Source organism: Methylobacterium sp. V23 (assembly GCF_002917135.1).
Lineage (GTDB): Bacteria > Pseudomonadota > Alphaproteobacteria > Rhizobiales > Beijerinckiaceae > Methylobacterium.
On the sequence record NZ_PDHT01000035.1, the window covers coordinates 20,859 to 39,019 of the forward strand.

General features: G+C 66.3%; 17 protein-coding genes. 6 read left to right on the forward strand and 11 right to left on the reverse strand.

Annotated elements, in window-relative coordinates; all coding sequences use genetic code 11:
* Nucleotides 1–79 precede the first annotated feature (79 nt).
* From CRT23_RS23135 to CRT23_RS23145, 3 genes are all read right to left on the reverse strand, one after another.
* The gene (locus tag CRT23_RS23135) at nucleotides 80–814 is read right to left on the reverse strand and encodes an NAD(P)-binding domain-containing protein (RefSeq protein WP_103711954.1); all 735 of its coding nucleotides are present in this window, start codon (nucleotides 812–814) and stop codon (nucleotides 80–82) included.
* Nucleotides 804–1,733: an aldo/keto reductase gene (locus CRT23_RS23140; RefSeq protein WP_103711966.1), complete on the reverse strand. Its 930-nt coding sequence runs from the start codon at nucleotides 1,731–1,733 to the stop codon at nucleotides 804–806. The genes CRT23_RS23135 and CRT23_RS23140 overlap by 11 nt, the downstream gene beginning before the upstream one ends.
* 142 nt (nucleotides 1,734–1,875) lie before the next feature.
* Nucleotides 1,876–3,783, reverse strand: a complete 1,908-nt coding sequence (locus tag CRT23_RS23145; RefSeq protein WP_103711955.1) for a sigma 54-interacting transcriptional regulator — start codon at nucleotides 3,781–3,783, stop codon at nucleotides 1,876–1,878.
* A 169-nt stretch (nucleotides 3,784–3,952) separates the two neighbouring features.
* Between CRT23_RS23145 and CRT23_RS23150 the strand changes: the two genes are divergently transcribed.
* The 4 genes from CRT23_RS23150 to cynS all read left to right on the forward strand — a co-directional run bounded on the left by CRT23_RS23150 (nucleotide 3,953) and on the right by cynS (nucleotide 7,668).
* Nucleotides 3,953–5,314, forward strand: coding sequence for a CmpA/NrtA family ABC transporter substrate-binding protein (locus CRT23_RS23150; RefSeq protein ID WP_103711956.1), 1,362 nt, complete (start codon nucleotides 3,953–3,955; stop codon nucleotides 5,312–5,314).
* A 3-nt stretch (nucleotides 5,315–5,317) separates the two neighbouring features.
* Nucleotides 5,318–6,157, forward strand: a complete 840-nt coding sequence (ntrB, locus tag CRT23_RS23155) for a nitrate ABC transporter permease (protein ID WP_103711957.1) — start codon at nucleotides 5,318–5,320, stop codon at nucleotides 6,155–6,157.
* A gap of 77 nt (nucleotides 6,158–6,234) precedes the next feature.
* Entirely contained in the window at nucleotides 6,235–7,143 is a 909-nt protein-coding gene (locus CRT23_RS23160; RefSeq protein WP_103711967.1) for an ABC transporter ATP-binding protein, read from the forward strand.
* Nucleotides 7,144–7,179: 36 nt separating this feature from the next.
* Nucleotides 7,180–7,668: a cyanase gene (gene cynS / locus CRT23_RS23165; protein ID WP_103711958.1), complete on the forward strand. Its 489-nt coding sequence runs from the start codon at nucleotides 7,180–7,182 to the stop codon at nucleotides 7,666–7,668.
* A gap of 301 nt (nucleotides 7,669–7,969) precedes the next feature.
* On the opposite strand, the gene CRT23_RS23170 is transcribed toward cynS, so the two are convergent.
* The 6 genes from CRT23_RS23170 to CRT23_RS23195 all read right to left on the reverse strand — a co-directional run bounded on the left by CRT23_RS23170 (nucleotide 7,970) and on the right by CRT23_RS23195 (nucleotide 13,587).
* Complete coding sequence (locus tag CRT23_RS23170; RefSeq protein ID WP_055955882.1) at nucleotides 7,970–9,079, reverse strand: aldo/keto reductase; 1,110 nt, start codon at nucleotides 9,077–9,079, stop codon at nucleotides 7,970–7,972.
* 48 nt (nucleotides 9,080–9,127) lie between these two features.
* On the reverse strand, nucleotides 9,128–9,829 hold the full coding sequence (gene larB / locus CRT23_RS23175) for a nickel pincer cofactor biosynthesis protein LarB (RefSeq protein ID WP_103711959.1): 702 nt from the start codon (nucleotides 9,827–9,829) through the stop codon (nucleotides 9,128–9,130).
* Nucleotides 9,826–10,653, reverse strand: coding sequence for an adenine nucleotide alpha hydrolase (locus CRT23_RS23180; RefSeq protein ID WP_103711960.1), 828 nt, complete (start codon nucleotides 10,651–10,653; stop codon nucleotides 9,826–9,828). The genes larB and CRT23_RS23180 overlap by 4 nt, the downstream gene beginning before the upstream one ends.
* Nucleotides 10,650–11,939, reverse strand: coding sequence for a LarC family nickel insertion protein (locus CRT23_RS23185; RefSeq protein ID WP_103711961.1), 1,290 nt, complete (start codon nucleotides 11,937–11,939; stop codon nucleotides 10,650–10,652). Before CRT23_RS23185 ends, CRT23_RS23180 begins: the two co-directional genes overlap by 4 nt.
* Before the next feature lie 110 nt (nucleotides 11,940–12,049).
* Nucleotides 12,050–12,499, reverse strand: a complete 450-nt coding sequence (locus CRT23_RS23190) for a response regulator (RefSeq protein ID WP_103711962.1) — start codon at nucleotides 12,497–12,499, stop codon at nucleotides 12,050–12,052.
* Nucleotides 12,496–13,587, reverse strand: a complete 1,092-nt coding sequence (locus CRT23_RS23195; RefSeq protein ID WP_103711963.1) for an HWE histidine kinase domain-containing protein — start codon at nucleotides 13,585–13,587, stop codon at nucleotides 12,496–12,498. Before CRT23_RS23195 ends, CRT23_RS23190 begins: the two co-directional genes overlap by 4 nt.
* A 312-nt stretch (nucleotides 13,588–13,899) precedes the next feature.
* Between CRT23_RS23195 and CRT23_RS23200 the strand changes: the two genes are divergently transcribed.
* Together CRT23_RS23200 and CRT23_RS23205 are read left to right on the forward strand one after the other, a co-directional pair.
* Entirely contained in the window at nucleotides 13,900–16,347 is a 2,448-nt protein-coding gene (locus tag CRT23_RS23200) for a PAS domain S-box protein (protein ID WP_103711964.1), read from the forward strand.
* A 119-nt stretch (nucleotides 16,348–16,466) separates the two neighbouring features.
* Nucleotides 16,467–16,670 (forward strand): ribosome modulation factor, encoded by a 204-nt coding sequence (locus CRT23_RS23205; RefSeq protein ID WP_055955902.1) that lies wholly within the window; start codon nucleotides 16,467–16,469, stop codon nucleotides 16,668–16,670.
* A gap of 85 nt (nucleotides 16,671–16,755) precedes the next feature.
* Here the strand turns inward: CRT23_RS23205 and CRT23_RS23210 are convergent, their stop codons facing one another.
* Both CRT23_RS23210 and CRT23_RS23215 read right to left on the reverse strand, forming a co-directional pair.
* Nucleotides 16,756–17,544, reverse strand: coding sequence for a Crp/Fnr family transcriptional regulator (locus tag CRT23_RS23210; RefSeq protein WP_103711965.1), 789 nt, complete (start codon nucleotides 17,542–17,544; stop codon nucleotides 16,756–16,758).
* Between the two features lies 1 nt (nucleotide 17,545).
* Complete coding sequence (locus CRT23_RS23215; protein WP_055955908.1) at nucleotides 17,546–17,893, reverse strand: response regulator; 348 nt, start codon at nucleotides 17,891–17,893, stop codon at nucleotides 17,546–17,548.
* Nucleotides 17,894–18,161: the final 268 nt, after the last annotated feature.

Consider the following 18,161-nt stretch of genomic DNA (forward strand, 5'->3'; position numbering starts at 1 on the left):
TCGACGAGGTGTCGAAGCCAATCAGAGGCACGCTGCCCCGCCGGCGCTTCGTGCGAGGCACTGGTGGAGGTATCATCGCTCAAGGGGTAACACCGAGGCGCGCGCGCATGTCTGGAGCGGTGAGTTCGAGACCGAAGCCGGCAGACCCCATGGCGAAGCTGTCGGCCTTCTGAAGTGATCCAACCACCACAGGATCGAAGCCCGCATCGGTAACGAGCTTCGACACCGCCGCAACAGCTTGCGGATCGTCGCCTGCGAGGGGGATCGCCATCTGCGCCCCTTCGCGGTGAGCATTCTTGGCGAAGACCTTGTAGTTGGCTGCGTTGAAGGCGCGGACGATTAGCGCTTTGTCCAAATACTTGGCGGAGACTGCGGCGATGCCGCGTGCCTGGACCTCGCCGTAAACCTCGCCATCGCGGGCCTGAGTGGCGTTGCCGGCGTCGATCACAATCTTGTTCTTCAGGGCCGCGCCATGGTCCTGGGCAATCTGAGGATACGCTTTGTAGGGGACGGCGATAAGTACGACCTCGCCGAAAGCAATTGCCTCTGCCGGCGTCCCAGCGCGGGCGTTAGGTCCGAGGCCCTCGACGAGATTCTTCAACTCTTTGGGATGCCGGGACGACAGCATCACCGCATGGCCGGCCTTGGCCCAGAGACCGCCAAGGGTGCCGCCGATGTTGCCGGCGCCGATGATACCAATGCGCGCCGGCGCAGAAGCCGTCTGCGCCCAACCCGGGCCGCAAAGGGCCACGGCGAAGGTCGCGCCAGCGGCGAGCGCAAGAATCAAGTGGCGTGTCAAGAACTTAGAGTGCATCGACGAGGGCCTCCATGCGGGTGCGTTGCGCGGCGTCGGGTAGACGGCCCTGTGCGGCACCGAGGTTGTCCTCGACATAGGCGGCCTTGGCCATACCGGGAATTGGGCATGTCACAGCCTCGTGCGCGAGGACGTATTTCAGGAAGAATTGCGGCCAGCTCGCGCAGTCGAACTCAGCAGCCCAGAGCGGAAGTGTGCGCCCCTGCACAGCCTTGAACAAGCGGTCGCGTCCGAAGGGAACGTTGACCATCACGGCCATACCGCGCTCCTTCGCCAAGGGTAAGATGCGCTCGGCAGCGCCGCGATCGTCGAGGGCGTAATTCACCTGAATGAAATCCAGGGTCTCGCGGGTCATCAGGGCTTCGAGATCCGCGAGCTGACTATCGCGCCAAACCGTTGCACCGAGGTAACGGATCTTCCCCTGTGTCTTCAGATCGCGAAGGGTCGCAAGGTTTGTATCCGGATCGATGAGGTTGTGGACCGCGACGAGGTCGATCACCGACGTTTTCAGGCGCTGGAAGGATCGTACGATCTCCGCAACAGCTGCCTCACGGCCCTGTGTCCCAACCTTGCTGCACAGAAACACCTTCTCGTGTAGGCCATCCTGGCTCAGGATCAGTCCGAGTACGTCCTCTGCGGTGCCGTAGCTCGGCGCGGTATCGATGACCGTTCCGCCGAGCGAAACGAACCTCTGCACCGCCTCGCGCAACGGCGCGATCTTCTCTGGCGTCGGCTCGACTTCGTACCGACGCGACGTACCGATCCCGATCACCGGCAGGCTTTCGCCTGAGGAGGGAATCGCTCGGTGAAGTAATTTGGAGGATCGCTCAGTGCCAGCCATCGCCCTGTTCCTTAGCAAAACCGCAGACAGGGGCAGAAGGCCTGCGCCGGCGACGAGGGTGCGTCGAGAGGGATGCATCTGGACACGAACTCCAGCGAAGACGAGCGTCTGCATCAACTAGGGCCGGGCACCGGACTTCGACATATCCTCTGGCGCATGGATCGTGCCGAAGGCAGCAGGACGTGCGTGAAGACGTATTCGTCCCCCCGGAGCGGCGGTCTCAGCGTCTCACGCGGAAGGCTCGTCCATCGATATTCAGGGCTTTCATCCGCGAGGCCAGGGTGGTTGGGCGCAGGCCGAGCAGCTCGGCTGCGCCACCCGGGCCGAAGACCTTGCCGCCGGCCAAGCCCAGGGCCCCCTCGATTTCGGCCCGATCGCGAGCGCGGCGTTCGGGCTCTGTCAGCGGGTTCAGAATCGGAGAGGCTATGGCGACCACATCTAGGCCTTGCGGCGGCGGATCAATCTCTGGCAAGTCGAGATGGAGTCGCCCGCGCACCGCGAGGATCGCGCCGCGTTCGATCACATTCTCCAGTTCTCGAACGTTTCCGGGCCACGGATAGCGGCTGAGGCGGCGTACGTCCCCTTCCGTAAGCCGAGGCTCGGCGATGTTGAGCCTTCGCGCCGCGCCCCTCAGGAAATGCTGGGCGATCAGCGCAATATCCTCCGGTCGCTCACGCAAGGGACTCGCGGCGATCGGGAAGACGTTTAGGCGGAAATACAGGTCCTCACGGAAGCGGCCGCGGCGCACCTCGTCCCGCAGGTCGCGGTTGGTGGCCGCGATCATCCGGACGTCGACCGCGCGGGTGCGCTCCTCGCCCACCCGCTCGAAGGAGCGCTCCTGCAGCACCCGCAGCAATTTACCCTGTAGGTCGAGGGGGATCTCGCCGACCTCATCGAGAAAGAGCGTGCCGCCGTCGGCGAGTTCGAAGCGCCCGACGCGGTCGCGAACAGCGCCGGTGAAGGCGCCCTTGGCGTGACCGAAGAACTCGCTCTCGAACAGCTCGCGGGGGACGGCGGCGCAGTTCACCCGGATCAGGGGGCGGTCGCACCGCCGACTGGCCTCGTGGATCGCCCGGGCGATGAGTTCCTTGCCGGTGCCGGATTCACCGGTGACGAGAACGGTGGCGTCGGTGCCGGCCACCACGTCGATCTGGCGAAGGGTGGCCTCGATGGCCGGCGAGCGCCCGATGATGCCCTGGTGATGGCTCTCGAGGCGAATTTCCTCCTTGAGATAGGCGTTCTCGAGCTCCAGGCGCTCGCGCAACACATCGACCTCGGCGAGCGCCTGACGCAGTCGTTCGTCGGCTTCCCGTCGGGGACCGACATCGCGGAAGACGATCACGGCGCCGAGAAGCTGGCCCCGGTCACGGATCGGAGTCGATGTGTATTCCACGGGGAACGCGTGCCCGTCACGCCGCCAGAACACCTCCGTGTCGACTTGATGGACAGCGCCGTCGCGGAAGGCGGCGTAGATCGGGCAGTCCCGGTGGGGGTAGTGGGCTCCGTCAGGATGGGTGTGGTGGACGGTGGCGTGCATGTCTCGGCCGACGAGTTCGGCGGCGGGCCAACCCAGCATCCGCTCCGCGGCCGGGTTGACGAAGGTCGTCACCCCCTCGGCATTGACCCCGTAGATGCCCTCTCCCGCTGCGCGGAGGATGAGCTGATTCTCGCGCTCGATATCGCGGAAGATCCGCTCCATCCTTTGCCACTCGGAGAGGCCGGCCCGCATGTGAGCGTCCGCCTGCGCGTCGACGTGGCGCCGACGGCGCGCGTCGAGGTCGGCCAAGGTCACAAGCATGAGGGGCGCCGCACTCTTGAGCAGCGAGCCGGCGTATTCGAGCCGGAGCGCCTTTCCGGAACCGTGCCGCGGCGAGAGCGCGTGGGTCCACCAATGGCCTTTCGCGTCCACGGCCTGGGTGAACACGATCAGGGCCGGGCGCTGCCCCGGATGCAGCGTGCTGGCGGGCATCCCCCGGAGCGTGGGACGCGGGTAGCCCAGCAGGTCCGCTGCGGCGGGGTTCGCATCGATGATCCGATCCGCGGGCGGATCCAGGACCAACATCGGCTCGCGACTTTCCTCGAAGGCGAGGCCGAGTTCAGGAGGGAGAGCGGAATCGGGAGCCATCATGCGACGGTAGCACGAGATCTCGTTACTGCCGTCACGAAATCTCGTAAAACACGAGATCACGTAAAAGCGTGAAGATGGTATAAACGCTCGCATCCATTGATAAATTTCCGAAATTCTACCTGGCACAGCGATTGCTCACTGAGCCGCACCAGCTTGCGGTGAGGCAGCCATGGCCCTGTTCGACAATCCCTTTGATGCGTCCCGTCGCTTGAACCGGGGCGGCTGTTCGTGCGGCGCCCACCCCTCGCAGCGCGAGCATGATGCCGGCATGCCCGGCGGTGATGCTGCGATCGAGCGGGTCGTCGAGGGCACGGTGATGCGCGCACTCTTTCCGCACGATGCCGAGCGGCGCGCTTTCCTGCGCAGCGTCGGCGCCGCCACCGCCCTAGCCGCCGTCAGCCAGTTCCTACCGACCCGCTTCGTCGCGGAAGCTTTCGCCGAAGGCGGCAAGCCGGAGAAGACCGACCTGAAGATCGGGTTCATCCCCATCACTTGCGCCACGCCGATCATCATGGCCAAGCCGATGGGCTTCTACGAGAAGCAGGGCCTCAACGTCGACGTGGTGAAGACCGCCGGTTGGGCGGTGATCCGCGACAAGACCCTCAACCGCGAATACGACGCCGCCCACATGCTGGCGCCGATGCCGATCGCGATCTCCCTCGGCGTCGGCTCGAACCCGCAGCCCTACACGATGCCGGCGGTGGAGAACGTCAACGGTCAGGCGATCACGCTGGCCATGAAGCACAAGGACCGGCGCGACCCGAAGGATTGGAAGGGCTTCAAGCTCGCGGTGCCGTTCGACTACTCGATGCACAACTACCTGCTGCGCTACTATCTCGCCGAGGCCGGGATCGACCCGGACACCGACGTTCAGATCCGCGCGGTCCCGCCGCCCGAGATGGTCGCGAACCTGCGGGCCGACAACATCGACGGCTTCCTCGCCCCCGATCCAGTGAACCAGCGCGCGGTCTATGACGGCGTCGGCTTCATCCACATCCTGTCGAAAGAGATCTGGGATCGGCATCCCTGCTGCGCCTTCGCGGCGTCGCAGGACTTCATCACCCAGACACCGAACACCTACGCGGCCCTGCTGCGGGCGATCATCGAGGCCACCACCTACGCGTCGAATGCCGAGAATCGGAAGGAGATCGCCGCCCAGATCGCACCGGCTAACTACCTGAACCAGCCGGTCACCGTGGTGGAGCAGGTCCTCACCGGCACCTTCGCGGACGGGCTCGGCAGCGTGCGCAAGGTGCCGGACCGCGTCGACTTCGATGCCTTCCCCTGGCAGTCCTTCGCCGTCTGGATCATGACCCAGATGCAGCGCTGGGGTCAGATCAAGGGCGACGTCGACTACGCGACCGTGGCGGCCAAGGTTTACCTCGCCACCGATGCCGCGAAGCTGATGAGGCAGAACGGCCTCACGCCGCCCGAGACCACCACGAAGACCTTCGTGGTCATGGGCAAGACCTTCGATCCGGCCAAGCCGAAGGAATACCTCGACTCCTTCAAGATCAAGCGGGCAGGCTGAGCCATGGCCGCGAGCCTCTCCCTTCGCGCCGGCCTCGTCTCGCTGGCGCTGCTCCTGGCGTTCCTGCTCACCTGGCAGATCGCCGTCGGGGGCACGGCCAAGACCGAGGCGATGGATCCGGAATATGCCGCCCTGATGGGCGCGAGCGCCACCACTGGAAAGTCGGCCATGCCGGGCCCGCTCGACGTCGGCGCCACCCTGTGGAAGCACCTGAAAGACCCGTTCTACGACCGGGGCCCCAACGACAAGGGCCTCGGCATCCAGCTCGCCTACTCCATCGGCCGCGTCGCGCTCGGCTACGGCCTCGCCGTCCTGGTGGCGATCCCGATCGGCTTCCTCATCGGCATGTCACCCCTGATGAACCGGGCGCTCGATCCCTTCATCCAGCTCCTGAAGCCTGTCTCGCCACTCGCCTGGATGCCGCTCGCCCTCTACACGATCAAGGATTCCGGCCTGTCGGCGATCTTCGTGATCTTCATCTGCTCGCTCTGGCCGATGCTGATCAACACCGCCTTCGGCGTCGCCGGCACCCGGCGCGAGTGGCTCAACGTCGCCCGCACCCTGGAGGTCGGCCCGTTCCGGCGGGCCGTCACGGTGATCCTGCCGGCGGCCGCGCCCACCATCCTCACCGGGATGCGCATCTCGATCGGCATCGCCTGGCTCGTCATCGTGGCGGCCGAGATGCTCGTGGGCGGCACCGGCATCGGCTACTTCGTCTGGAACGAGTGGAACAACCTCTCGATCACCAACGTGATCACCTCGATCCTGGTGATCGGCCTTGTCGGCATGATCCTCGACCAACTGCTGGCCCGGGCGCAGCGCCTCGTTACGTTTCCGGAGTGAGCGCAATGGTCACGCTGCTCCCCTTCCACACCCCCGCCTCAGACCAGGCCGACGAGGTCCGCATGTCGTCCCAGACCATGCCGTCCTCGGAGAAGTTCATCTCGATCGAGGGCATCGCCCGGCGCTATCCGGCGCCGGGGGGCAAGAGCAACACGGTGTTCGAGGACCTGTGGCTGCCCATGCGCCGGGGCGAGTTCGTCTGCATGATCGGCCATTCCGGCTGCGGCAAGACCACCGTGCTCAACATCCTGGCCGGGCTCGAGGCCCCGAGCGAGGGCGTCGTCATCGTCGATGGGCAGGCCATCGATGGCACCAGCCTCGACCGGGCCGTCATCTTCCAGGGCCACGCGCTGCTACCCTGGCGTACGGTCCTGGGCAACGTCGCCTACGCGGTCTCGTCGCGCTGGCGGAAGGCAGCCACGGCCGAGGTCACTGCACGCGCGCAAGATGCGATCGCCACGGTGGGCCTCGCGGGCGCCGAGCACAAGCGACCCTCCGAGCTCTCCGGAGGCATGAAGCAGCGCGTCGGCATCGCGCGCGCCCTCGCGATCGAGCCCAAGATCCTGCTGATGGACGAGCCGTTCTCCGCCCTCGATGCGCTGACGCGCGGAACGCTCCAGGACGAGGTTCGGCGGATCTGCGTGGAGACCGGTCAGACCGTCTTCATGATCACCCACGACGTCGACGAGGCGATCTACCTCGCCGACCGCATCGTCCTGATGACCAACGGCCCGCAGGCCAAGGTCGCGGAGATCGTCGAGAATCCGCTGCCAAAGTCCCGGGACCGCACTCAGCTGCACCATGCCCCGGGCTACTACGCCCTGCGCAATCACCTGATGGATTTTCTCGTCAGCCGCTCGAAGACGCTGCGGGACGCGATGCCGGCCGGCTACGACCCGCGTCATCCCCCAGTGATCCGGCCGAGCCTCACTGAGGTCGAGGGCGCCGCTCCGGCCGCCGACACCGCGCCAGCGCGACGCGCCTGATCTTTCCCTTTCCCACCCACCACGGAGACGCAAGCCATGAAGCGCGAAGACCTCACCGAGAAGCTCCTCGACATCAAGCGCGAGAAAGGCTGGACCTGGAAGTATATCCAGGACGAGATCGGCGGCATCTCGCCGATCCTGATCACCGCCGCCTGCATGGGCCAGATGAAGCTGCCCAAGGCGCAGGCTGCCAAGGCTGCAGCCCTGTTCGGCCTTTCTCAGTCTGAGGAGCGCATGCTGAACGAGGCGCCCTTCCGCGGCTCGATCGCGCAGATGCCGCCCACGGATCCGCTGATCTACCGCTTCTACGAGCTGGTGATGGTCTACGGCACCACCTGGAAGGAGCTGATCCAGGAAGAGTTCGGCGATGGCATCATGTCGGCCATCGACTTCAACATGACCATGGAGCGCGAGCCCAACAACAAGGGCGACCGGGTGAAGATGAACATGTCGGGCAAGTTCCTGCCGTACAAATACTACGGCAACGAGGAAGGTGTGCCGGATTACGGCTTCAAGGAAGCCTGATCCATCCGCCGGCGGGCATCGTCATGATGTTCGCCGGCTGCACCGGGTTGCTGTGCGTTGCGACGGCATTCCTCGCTGCGCCTCGTGACATCATCATCGAAAGCACCAGGCCATTCCCGGGCGCAGGAGGCGAGCCCGGCCTCCAGCACCGCCGACGGTAGAAAGCCCTGCGCCGCTGGCGCGTCTCTGTATCCCGGGCTCCGCTTCGCGGTCCCGGGATGACGCTCGGTACGTCCAAAATTTTTGACGCGACGGTCTCCCGCCGGAACGACCGGGACGGGCGCCTGAGAGCCGTCCGGTCTCACTCCATGGTCGGCGCGAGCTTCTTGACGCTCTCCACATCCTCGCCGAGCCAAGCCGCGTTCTTGGCGGTGCCATCGAAGGTGGCGGAGGTCTTGAACAGCTCGTACTTGCCCTGGAGCGCGTAGGGCTTGCTGCGCTCGAGGAGTTCGGCAACCTTCGCCTTGTCCATCGGCGTGAAGGTCTTCACCGCCTCGAAGGCCTGGTCGAGGTCGCGCTGGCTCTCGATGCCGGTGATCACCACGGTGGTCGGCAGGTTCAGGGAGAAGTGCAGGTACTCGAGCGGCTTGATCGGCGCGTCACTCTTCAGGATCACGCCGTCGCCGAAGGTTTTCATGCCGAGCGCTGCAATGCCGTGCTGGACCAGGTATGGCAGCACGAGGTGGCCGAACGAGCGGAAATGCGCGTCCATCACGTTGAGCGGCATCTGCACGGAATCGAACTGGAACCCACGCTCCTCTGCGACTTCAAGCATCTGGAGGTGGATGCGCGGATCCTTGTGGCCGGTGAAGCCGATGTAGCGCAATTTGCCGGCCTTCTTGGCCTCGACGAAGGCCTCCATGGCGCCGCCCTCGGCGAAGACCCGGTCCGGGTCGTCGAAGCGAAGGATCTCATGGTGCTGGACGAGGTCGATCCGGTCGGTGCGCAGGCGCTTGAGGGATTCGTCGATCTGCCGCATCGCCTCCTGCTTCGTGCGCCCATCCATCTTGGACATCAGGAAGACCTTGTCGCGGTAGCCGCCCTGCGACAGGGCGACTCCCATGCGCAGCTCCGAGCGACCGCCGTTGTAGTCCCAACAATTGTCCATGAACGTGATGCCGCGATCGACGCCGGCGTGGATGAGGCGGGTCGCCTCGTCATCGGAGACCGCGTTCTTTCCAAGGTGGAAGCCACCCATCCCGATCGCCGAGATCTTCTCGTCGTGGCGACCGAAGGGGCGGTAGAGCATCTCGCCACGGCGTTCGCCGGGGTCGGTGAGCACCGGCAAATCGGCCGGGTCCTTCGGTCGCGTGTTGGGCAGGCCAGGCGCGGTCACGGCTGCACCGGCGCTGCTGGTGGCGGCGAGTCCGGCGCCGGCGGCGGCGCCCTGTAGGAAGCTGCGGCGTTCCATGTCTGCTCTCCGGGGTGAACGGGTGTGTGGCGGGAATGGCGCGGCATGTCAGGCCGGCATTCCATCGACGGGGTTGGATTGCGACAGGGCGCGGGCGGCCTGGAGCAGGCGCATCGCGGCGCAGGCGGCCCCGTAGCCATTGTCGATGTTGACGACGGTGATACCGGGGGCGCAGCTCGCCAGGATCGCATCGAGGGCCGTACGGCCGCCCTCGGCCACCCCGTAGCCCACGGAGGTCGGCACCGCGATCAGGGCGCTGGCGACGAGGCCGCCGACGACACTCGGCAGGGCCGCATCCATGCCGGCGGCGACGATGAGGATGGGGTGGGCACGGATCTGGTCCAGGCGGGTGGTCAGGCGCCAGAGCCCCGCGACCCCGACATCGGCAAAGAGCGTCGTGGCATGGCCCTGGTAGGCCAGGGTCCGCTCGGCCTCCCGCGCCACCGGAACGTCGGAGGTGCCGGCAGCCACGATGCCGATGCGCGCAGGACCGCTGATCGGACGGGCCTCCCCGAAGATCGCGGTGCGCGACACCGGGCAGTAGTCGATCCGGGCGCGGTGGCGGCCGGAAAGGGCCGCATGCTTGTCGGCGTCGAGGCGCGTCAGCAGCAGTCGCGCACCGCGCGCCGTGGCGGCGTCCAGGATCGCGTCGATCTGCACCGGCGATTTGCCGGCCGCGTAGATCGCCTCCTCGAGGCCGATCCGCTCCGGCCGGGCGAAGTCGAGGACGAATTCTTCGGAAACGCTCATCGGACCGTTCCCGTCAGGAAGGCACTGCCGGTGCGGTAGGCCGCGAACCGCACCGAGGCTTCGGGCAGGTTCGCCGGAGCCCCCGCCCGGATCTCCGCTGACAGAGCGGCCTGGCCCGCGCTGTCGAGGGCGGCGAGGCTGTCGGGGTCGAGCTCCACCACGATCCCGGCGGCCCGGACGCGGCAGCGCACGGCGCGGCGCGGTCCGGTGCCGGCCTGGAGGCTACGGCTCACCAAGCCTTCGACGGCGTGGATGAATGCCAAGATTTCGGGCTCGATCCGGATACCGGTCTCGACGCGGCTCGACAGGCAGGGTGCTGCCGGGAGCTCCGCCACCGATCCGAGGCCGAGATCGCGGGCGAGCGCCCGCACCGTGGCCTTATCCAGTCCGGCCTCCACGTAGGGATGGCGCACGCCGTACTCGCGGGCCGCGTCGAGGCCCGGGCGGTACTCGCCGAGATCGTCGAGATTGGCGCCCGACACCATGGTCCGGTCGGTGACCTGACGGATCGTTCCGTAAAGGTTGGTCTTGCAGAAGAAGCAGCGATTGACCGGGTTGGCGCGGTAGCTCGGGTCGGCAAACTCGCCGGCCTCGACCACGCGCAGGGTCCAGCCCCCCCGCGCCGCTTCGTCCCGGACACGTTGCGTCGCCTCGTGCGGCACGGCCGGCGAGGCCGCGTGGACCATCAGCGCCCGGTCGGCCCCGAGGAGGCGATGGGCTGCCTCGGCGAGAGTCAAGCTGTCGACGCCGCCGCTGACTGCGACCGCGAGGGGCCCGATCTGCAGAAGCACGTCGTTCAAGCGTTGCAGGACATCGCCGCTCATGCCGTGCCCCCCTCCTCGGTATCCGCCCGGAGCGCCAGCGCCTCGGCAGCGCGGCGCAGGCCGGCGCGGGTGGCGTGGTTTTCCCGGGCGACCGCATCGTCGGCCTCCGCCTTGGCGGTGCGCCCGCCCGGCCGGTCGACGACCTTCACCCGTACCGGTTGACCCTCGACCATGACGGTGTGCATCCGCCTCGAAAGAGCGGCACCAGAGACGATGCGATGGCGCAGGCCGATCGTGGTGGTTTCGCGAAAGCAGGCCGCGATGGCCTCCTCGAGCGCGCTGGCACGGGCGAGCGCCCGTACATGAGTCATCATCCGTCCCTTCTTGCCGAAGACCGGCATCTGGACGACGTCGAAGATATCCGGATGCGCGCGCAGACGATCGAGGCCCATGCCGAGATCCTCCGCCGATTGGTCGTCCACCTCGAACTCGATCACGCCGAGGTCGCGGTGCTCGCCGCTCCCGCGCGACGTCGCCGCCTCGTACACCATCGCGCGCAGGCAGTTGCTGAGGCCCGGTAGGACCTTGGTGCCGAAGCCGATGCCCGATCCCTTGAGAATCCGCGGCGCCGCCGGCAGCGGTGGCGCGATGTCGCGCAGGTAGCGCAGGATCGCGGCCCCCGTCGGCGTGACCCGCTCGCCCGGCACGCCGTCGTCGAGGGTCTCGAACCCCTCGATGAGGAGGCTCGTGGCCGGGGCCGGCACGGGCAGCGGTCCGTGCTGGGTCCGGACCCGGCCCGAGCCGAGGGGCAGCGCCGACACGCTCCAGGCCTCGGCGTCGAGGGCCGCGATCAGGTGCGCGGCCGCCACGATATCGGCGATCGAGTCCCAGGCGCCGACCTCGTGGAAGGCCACCGCCTCGACGGCGATGCCGTGGACCCGTGCCTCGGCCTCGGCCAGACGGGTGAAGATCCCGATCGCATGAGTGCGGACCGCGGACCCGAGCGGACAGGCCTGCAGGTCCGCGCGGATCTGCGACCAGTGGCGATGCCCGTGGTGGGCATCACCGGCGTGACCGTGTCCGTCGCCATGCGCATGCGCGTGATCGTGGTGGCGATGCGTGTGACCGGCCGCCCCGCTATCCCGAGCCCCGGGACCGCGCGCGACGACGAAGCGGCGGCCGGCCAGAATGCCGTCATTGTGTCTGACGAGTTCGCAGGAGACCTCCGGCAAGGCGGCTCGGATGCTCTCCAGCACGCCGGCTTCCTGGTCCGGAAAAGCATCGAGAAGGGCGGCGGCGAACATGTCGCCGGCGACGCCGCCGAGGGCGTCCAGATGAATCTGCATGGGCGTTCGTGTTCGTTGTCCCGTCACCGCAGGGAGCGAACGCAACATCGTTCGGAAAGCTCCGGCGGCAAGCGCCACACGTTGGAGACCGAAGGCCGCAGCGACGGCGCTCAGTCGGCCCGGATCTGGTAGGGTCCGACGATCTTCGCCCAGAACGAACACCCGCACGGCAAGGACGGCATGTTCCCCTTCGGCGGCGTTTTGCAGGTGAGCAGGTGCCGGAGCAGCCGCTCCATCTGTGCAACCTGATACGGCTTCTGCATCACCGGAATGGCGTTGTAAGCGGGTTCGATCCCCGAGAGGCCGTAGCCGGTGGCGAAGATGAAAGGAATACCGCGCTCGAACAAGGCATCGGCCACGGGATAGCTACAGGTGTCGCCGAGATTCACGTCGAGGATCGCCATGTCCAGGTCCGCCCCGCGGGCCAGCGCCACCGCCTTGTCGAGACGCATGGCGATCTCGACCTCACAGCCGAGATCGAGCAGCATGTCCTCGCCGAGCATGGCGACGAGGCTCTCGTCCTCTACCAGCAGAACCCGCCGTCCCTGGAGGCCGCTCATCGGGCGACCCGTCCGGTCACCCGTTCCTGCCCGTGCCATCCGAGCGCGGTCAGCGGGATACGGAGCCGGCAGATGACGCCGGTGGGTGCGAAGATCAGATCCGCGCTGCCGTCGAATTCCAGCGGCAATTGTCGCTCGATGAGCCGGCTTCCGAATCCCCTCCGCGTGGGTGGCGCGACCGGCGGCCCGCCCGTTTCGGTCCAGACGAGATCGAGGCGCTCGCCCGAGCCCTCCGGCTCCAGGGTCCAGGACACGCCGACCCGACCTTCGGGAACCGATAGCGCCCCGTACTTGGCCGCGTTCGTCATCAGTTCGTGCAGCGCCATCGCGAGAGTGACGGCGACCTTCGGGTGCAGGCGGGTATCCGGACCGACGAGGTCGAAGCGCGCCGTATCGACTTCGGCCAGGGCGTGCGGTGCCACGGCGCCCTCGACGACGCTGCGCAGGCTAGCGCTCTCCCAGTTCTCCGCCGTGAGCACGTTGTGGGTGTTCGACAGAGCGACCATGCGTGCATCGAAGGTCTGGCGCGCGGCGCCGTCGGTCTTTCCTTTGAAGGTCTGCGCGGCGATCGACTGGACGGTCGCCAGCGTGTTCTTGACCCGGTGGTTGAGTTCGTTGGTGAGAAGGCGCTGACGCTCGGCGGCCGCCTTCTCCTCCGTGATGTCGCGGACCTCGATGATCGTACCGATAATGCGCGCTTCGTCGTCGCGGATGGGACTGGCGGTGAACCCGACCGGGTAGAAATGTCCGTCTTTATGGACGAACACCTCCTCGCCGCGTTCCTGATTGTTCTCCGGAAAGGCCCGGTCGATGGCGCATTCCGCGAGCGGAAACGGGCGACCATCCGGGTAGGTGTGGTGGACGATATCGTGCAGGGGACAATCGCGCGTGAGGACCTCGGTCAGGCTGAAACCGGTGAGCAGTTCCGCAGCCCGGTTCATGTAGACGCAGTGCTGGCGGTCATCCATCAGAAAGATGGCCACCGAAGCGTTGTTCAGGACCGCGTTGAGTCGCCGCTCCGTCTCATACAGCTGTGAACCGCGACGCAGGGTGGGCAGGGTGGTGGTGGTGGTATCGAACGTCTGCATCGGTCCAAAGCTCGGCACGAACGATCGTTTCCCGGAACGGACAGCGAGGCCGCTGGCCAGTGAACAACGAAGAGGCGATGCAGGGCCGACCATCAGACAGAGCCGACACACTGCAGGCACAGGTCTAACGTCAGCGCCTATCGCAATCCACGGTCCACGCAATGGTTCCGACTCTGCCATCGGCATCCTGTGCCGCACGTGATCGACGTGCCGACAGACGTGGGATAGGGAGGCGTGGCGCGGAACGAATCACGACGAGGCTCCGGGCGCCGTCGAAGAGACGTGCCGCGTTTAGGTGATATTCGGGGGGTCATGGACGACGCGGTTGAACGGCTTCGTCTGAGGGAACAGGCACTCGAGGCGGAGATTGCGGCGCTGCGGGCGGAGCGTGCTACCGGGATCCGTGCACCCGGCCCGGGCCAGCGCACCTCGGCGGCGAGCTCCAACCTGCTTTTCACGGCAGCGGAGAAGACCCGCATGCCGATGATCATCACGGATCCAAACCTTCCGGACAACCCGATTGTCTTCGCCAATCGGGCCTTCCAGGAGCTGTGCGGATACGGAGTCGAGGAGCTGCTCGGGCGGAACTGTCGCTTCCTGCAGGGCAGCGGTACCGATCCGGCCGAAGTCGCTCGCGTGCGGGACGCGATCGCGGCGCGACGGGACGTCGTGGTGGAGATCGTCAACTATCATCGCGACGGCAGCGCATTCCGCAACGAACTTTACGTCAGCCCAGTTTTCGACCCTGAGGGCCGGCTGATCTACTTCTTCGCCAGCCAGCTCGACGTCACCCGGTTCCGGACCGAGGAGGGTAAGCTCGCGGAGAGTGAAGCCCGCTATCGGACCCTCTTCGATGCGATCGACGCCGGCTTCTGCATCGTGGAGATGCGTTTCGACTCCAGCGGCCGTCCGGTCGATTACCGCTTCCTGGAGGTCAATCCAGCCTTCGAACGTCAGGCAGGTCTCGGCGACGTGGTCGGGCGTTGGGTGAGCGAGGTGATCCCGGATCTCGAGCCGCGCTGGCTCGAAACCTATGGCGAAGTCGCCCTGACGGGTCGACCGGCCCGGTTCGAGAGCGTCGCGGTCGCCCTCGGCCGCTGGTTCGATGTCCACGCACTGCGCGTCGGTGAACCGGTCCAGCACCGCGTCGCGATCCTCTTCAACGACATCACCGACCGCCGCGAAGCCGAGACGCTGCTGCGGACCACGGCGCGGGACCGTACCGCCGAGCGCGACCTCGTCTGGCGCGCCAGCCGCGACCTTCTCGTGATCTGTGGGTTCGACGGTCTCTACCGGGCCGTGAATCCGGCCTGGTCCGAAATGCTGGGCTGGCCGGCCGACGCCCTCCTCGGCGCGCGGTTCGACAACTACCTGCATCCGGACGATGTCCCACCGGCGACCACCGCCTTCACCCGCCTGACCGAGGGCAGCGTCCTCGACAATCTCGACGTCCGCATGAAGACGGCCGATGGCGATTTCCGGTGGGTGTCCTGGAACGCCATTCCGCAGGGCGACCATTTCTACGCGGCCGGTCGCGACGTCACGGAGCGCAAGGCCCTCGAGGAGCAGTTGCGGCAATCGCAGAAGCTCGAAGCGGTGGGCCAGCTCACGGGCGGCGTTGCGCACGACTTCAACAACCTCCTAACGGTGATCAAGTCGTCCACCGATCTGCTCAAGCGGCCAGACCTGCCGGAGGAGCGGCGCCAGCGCTACATCGGGGCCATCTCCGACACCGTCTCGCGGGCGGCGAAGCTCACCGGGCAACTTCTCGCCTTCGCGCGCCGGCAAGCCCTGAGCCCGGAGGTGTTCGATGTCGCGCGCAGCGTCGCCTCCGTGGGAGATATGGTGGGTACCCTCACGGGCGCCCGGATTCAGGTCGAAACCGACGTCGTTCCCGGCCTGTCCTCCGACGGCACTCCGCTGACCTATCTCGTCGACGCGGATCCGAGCCAATTCGATACCGCGCTGGTCAACATGGTGGTCAACGCACGGGATGCCATGGAGGGCGAAGGCCGGCTGCGGATCCGAGTGACCCGCGCCCTGACCATTCCTGCCGTGCGGGCGCATCCGCGTGTCCGCGGCGATTTCGTCGCGGTCTCGGTGTCGGACACCGGCTCCGGTATTCCACCCGAGATGCTGGATCGCATCTTCGAGCCCTTCTTCACCACCAAAGGCGTCGGGCAGGGCACCGGCCTCGGGCTGTCACAGGTCTTCGGCTTCGCCAAGCAATCCGGCGGTGAGGTCCTGGTGGACAGCACCCTCGGGAGCGGGACGACGTTCACGCTGTTCCTGCCCCGCGTCCGAGCGCAGATCGCCCCCCAAGCCGTGCTGCCCGAACCGGCATCCCTCGCTGACGGTCATGGGACGCGGGTGCTGGTCGTCGAGGACAACCTGGAAGTCGGAGCCTTCGCGACACAAGCCCTCCAGGAACTCGGATACGACACCCGCTGGGTCACGGATGCCGAACAGGCACTTCAGGTCTTGGCGCCGTCTTCTCTCGCGAAGCCGTCCGAACGCTCTTTCGACATCGTGTTTTCCGACGTTGTCATGCCCGGCATGAACGGCATCGACCTCGGACAGGCGATCCGCGCGCGCTATCCCGGTCTGCCCGTCGTCCTCGCTTCGGGCTACAGCCACGTGATCGCCGAGCAGGGTACCCACGGCTTCGAGTTGCTTCGCAAGCCCTACTCCGTCGAGGATCTCTCTCGGATTCTGCGGCGCGCAGTGGCGCATAGCCTGGATCACCGGCGCGAGCCCTAACAGCGCGCTCGTGATGGAACGCGGATGAACCGGATCGACCTGGTCAGGGTTGACCCGCGACAGGGCCGTACGATCGGGGAGGTGTCCCGGCGTGCCGCACGACCATCAGGATACGCGATATGAGCGACGGCGCGACCGCGAGCGACAGCCCCTTCATCAAGGGCCGGAATGCCCGCCTCTACGGCAAGCAGCGTGAGAGTTGCCCCTATGCCGAGGGCAGCGAGGACCGAACCGCCTGGATGCAGGCGTTCGACGAGGCGGCCGACGATCGCCTGGAGAGCGAAACCGGGACGATCGATCCCCAATCGTCCGCGAAGGCCTGAGCCGCGGCGGCAACGGGAGGCGCCGACCACCGGCGGCCTCGGTACCCAAGCGTCGAACCGCGGCTGTCCAACGGCTCGGTTCGCGTTACCCGTCCAGGGGACGACAGCCCAGTTGCAGGTAGCTCGGATTGAATTCGGCCAATTCGCTCAAGCCGGTCCAGTCGAGGATGGTCAGGCGCTTACCAGACAAGGTGAGCAACCGCTGGCGTCGCAGTGCCTGAAGAGAACGATTGACGTGAACGTTCGAGAGCCCGACCGTGACGGCGATATCGCTCTGCGTGAAGGGCAGTTCGTAGGTCATCCCACGGGTCAGACCCACTGCGCTCAAGCGCAGGTGCAGTTCGCAGAACAGGTGCGCGATGCGCTCGACGGCGGTTCGGCATCCGATGTTAACGATCCACTCACGCAGGGTGGCCTCGTTGACGAGGATGCTCATCCGAAGAGCCTGCCGTATGGCGGGGTGTTGCCGTAGGATCGCGTGGAGGGCCTCCGCGTTCACGCGGGCAACCCGACAGGGTGAGAGCGTGCTGACCGTGTGATCCATGCGGTTGATGAGACCGGCTTCCAAGTTGCAATGATCGCCGGGCACAAGGTAGGCGGTGATCTGCCGTGCGCCGTTCTGACGGAACTGGTTCCGACACGCGAACCCCTTGACCACGATGAGAACGCCATCGGCCGGCTCGCCCTCGCGCAGGATGTCGGTGTGGGCCGGGTAGTCCCGCGCGGTCGTCACAAGACGCGCGAGCGCGTTCCGGTCCTCGGCCGACAAATCTTGGAACGCTTCGAGCTTCTGTACCAGCGCAGACGCGGGCGACTCCGGCACGGGAAAGAAGACGCGGTCCCCAACCGCCTGACTGCTGAGGGCCTGTACCATCTCACAAACTCCCGATCGCGATTTCGTCGAGGGCGATCACGACGTCCCAGGGGATCGCAGGCTTCGCGAGCCAGGGGGCGTCGCCGAAGCCACGCGTGATCGGATCCGCACGATGACAGGCCGTGTGCAGAATGAAGGGGACGCCGCGCCTGCGGAGGTGCCGCAAGGTCCTTGAACAATCACCATCCTTCAGCTTCGGCTCGATGACGGCCAGATCGACATGCTCCCGCTCCAGGAGCGCCTCGGTCGCGGCCACCGTCGCCAGCGGGCCAGCGACGCGGTAACCGGCCTCCTGCAGGGTTTCACAGAGGTCGAGGGCAACAATCGCGTTGCTCTCTGCGACCAGCACGCAGGGTGGTCCGCTTTCTGTCATTGCGCGACCCTAGTTTCGGGACGGAGCCAGATCCAATTAGATCTGGCAGGCAAGTAAGCCCCTAAACAATATTCGATGCAAGTGCAGTGGTCGATTTCCTACTGTACGGCTCGATTCATGGACTGTATGTGCGATTCCCAACAATCATTTGTTAGATATCGTGACTGGGTGGGACTGAATTACACCTAACACTACCTGGGCACTTTGATGTTAGAGGGCAGCGTGAAGCGTCTTTGGCAGTGTG

Bases quoted from the DNA above. Each gene is read 5' to 3' on its own strand.
- CRT23_RS23205 (WP_055955902.1), top strand. From the start codon at position 16,467: ATGAGCGACGGCGCGACCGCGAGCGACAGCCCCTTCATCAAGGGCCGG.
- CRT23_RS23185 (WP_103711961.1), bottom strand. From the start codon at position 11,939: ATGCAGATTCATCTGGACGCCCTCGGCGGCGTCGCCGGCGACATGTTC.
- ntrB (WP_103711957.1), top strand. From the start codon at position 5,318: ATGGCCGCGAGCCTCTCCCTTCGCGCCGGCCTCGTCTCGCTGGCGCTG.
- cynS (WP_103711958.1), top strand. From the start codon at position 7,180: ATGAAGCGCGAAGACCTCACCGAGAAGCTCCTCGACATCAAGCGCGAG.
- larB (WP_103711959.1), bottom strand. From the start codon at position 9,829: ATGAGCGTTTCCGAAGAATTCGTCCTCGACTTCGCCCGGCCGGAGCGG.
- CRT23_RS23145 (WP_103711955.1), bottom strand. From the start codon at position 3,783: ATGATGGCTCCCGATTCCGCTCTCCCTCCTGAACTCGGCCTCGCCTTC.
- CRT23_RS23180 (WP_103711960.1), bottom strand. From the start codon at position 10,653: ATGAGCGGCGATGTCCTGCAACGCTTGAACGACGTGCTTCTGCAGATC.
- CRT23_RS23210 (WP_103711965.1), bottom strand. From the start codon at position 17,544: ATGGTACAGGCCCTCAGCAGTCAGGCGGTTGGGGACCGCGTCTTCTTT.
- CRT23_RS23195 (WP_103711963.1), bottom strand. From the start codon at position 13,587: ATGCAGACGTTCGATACCACCACCACCACCCTGCCCACCCTGCGTCGC.
- CRT23_RS23170 (WP_055955882.1), bottom strand. From the start codon at position 9,079: ATGGAACGCCGCAGCTTCCTACAGGGCGCCGCCGCCGGCGCCGGACTC.
- CRT23_RS23200 (WP_103711964.1), top strand. From the start codon at position 13,900: ATGGACGACGCGGTTGAACGGCTTCGTCTGAGGGAACAGGCACTCGAG.
- CRT23_RS23150 (WP_103711956.1), top strand. From the start codon at position 3,953: ATGGCCCTGTTCGACAATCCCTTTGATGCGTCCCGTCGCTTGAACCGG.
- CRT23_RS23135 (WP_103711954.1), bottom strand. From the start codon at position 814: ATGCACTCTAAGTTCTTGACACGCCACTTGATTCTTGCGCTCGCCGCT.
- CRT23_RS23190 (WP_103711962.1), bottom strand. From the start codon at position 12,499: ATGAGCGGCCTCCAGGGACGGCGGGTTCTGCTGGTAGAGGACGAGAGC.
- CRT23_RS23140 (WP_103711966.1), bottom strand. From the start codon at position 1,733: ATGCATCCCTCTCGACGCACCCTCGTCGCCGGCGCAGGCCTTCTGCCC.
- CRT23_RS23160 (WP_103711967.1), top strand. From the start codon at position 6,235: ATGCCGTCCTCGGAGAAGTTCATCTCGATCGAGGGCATCGCCCGGCGC.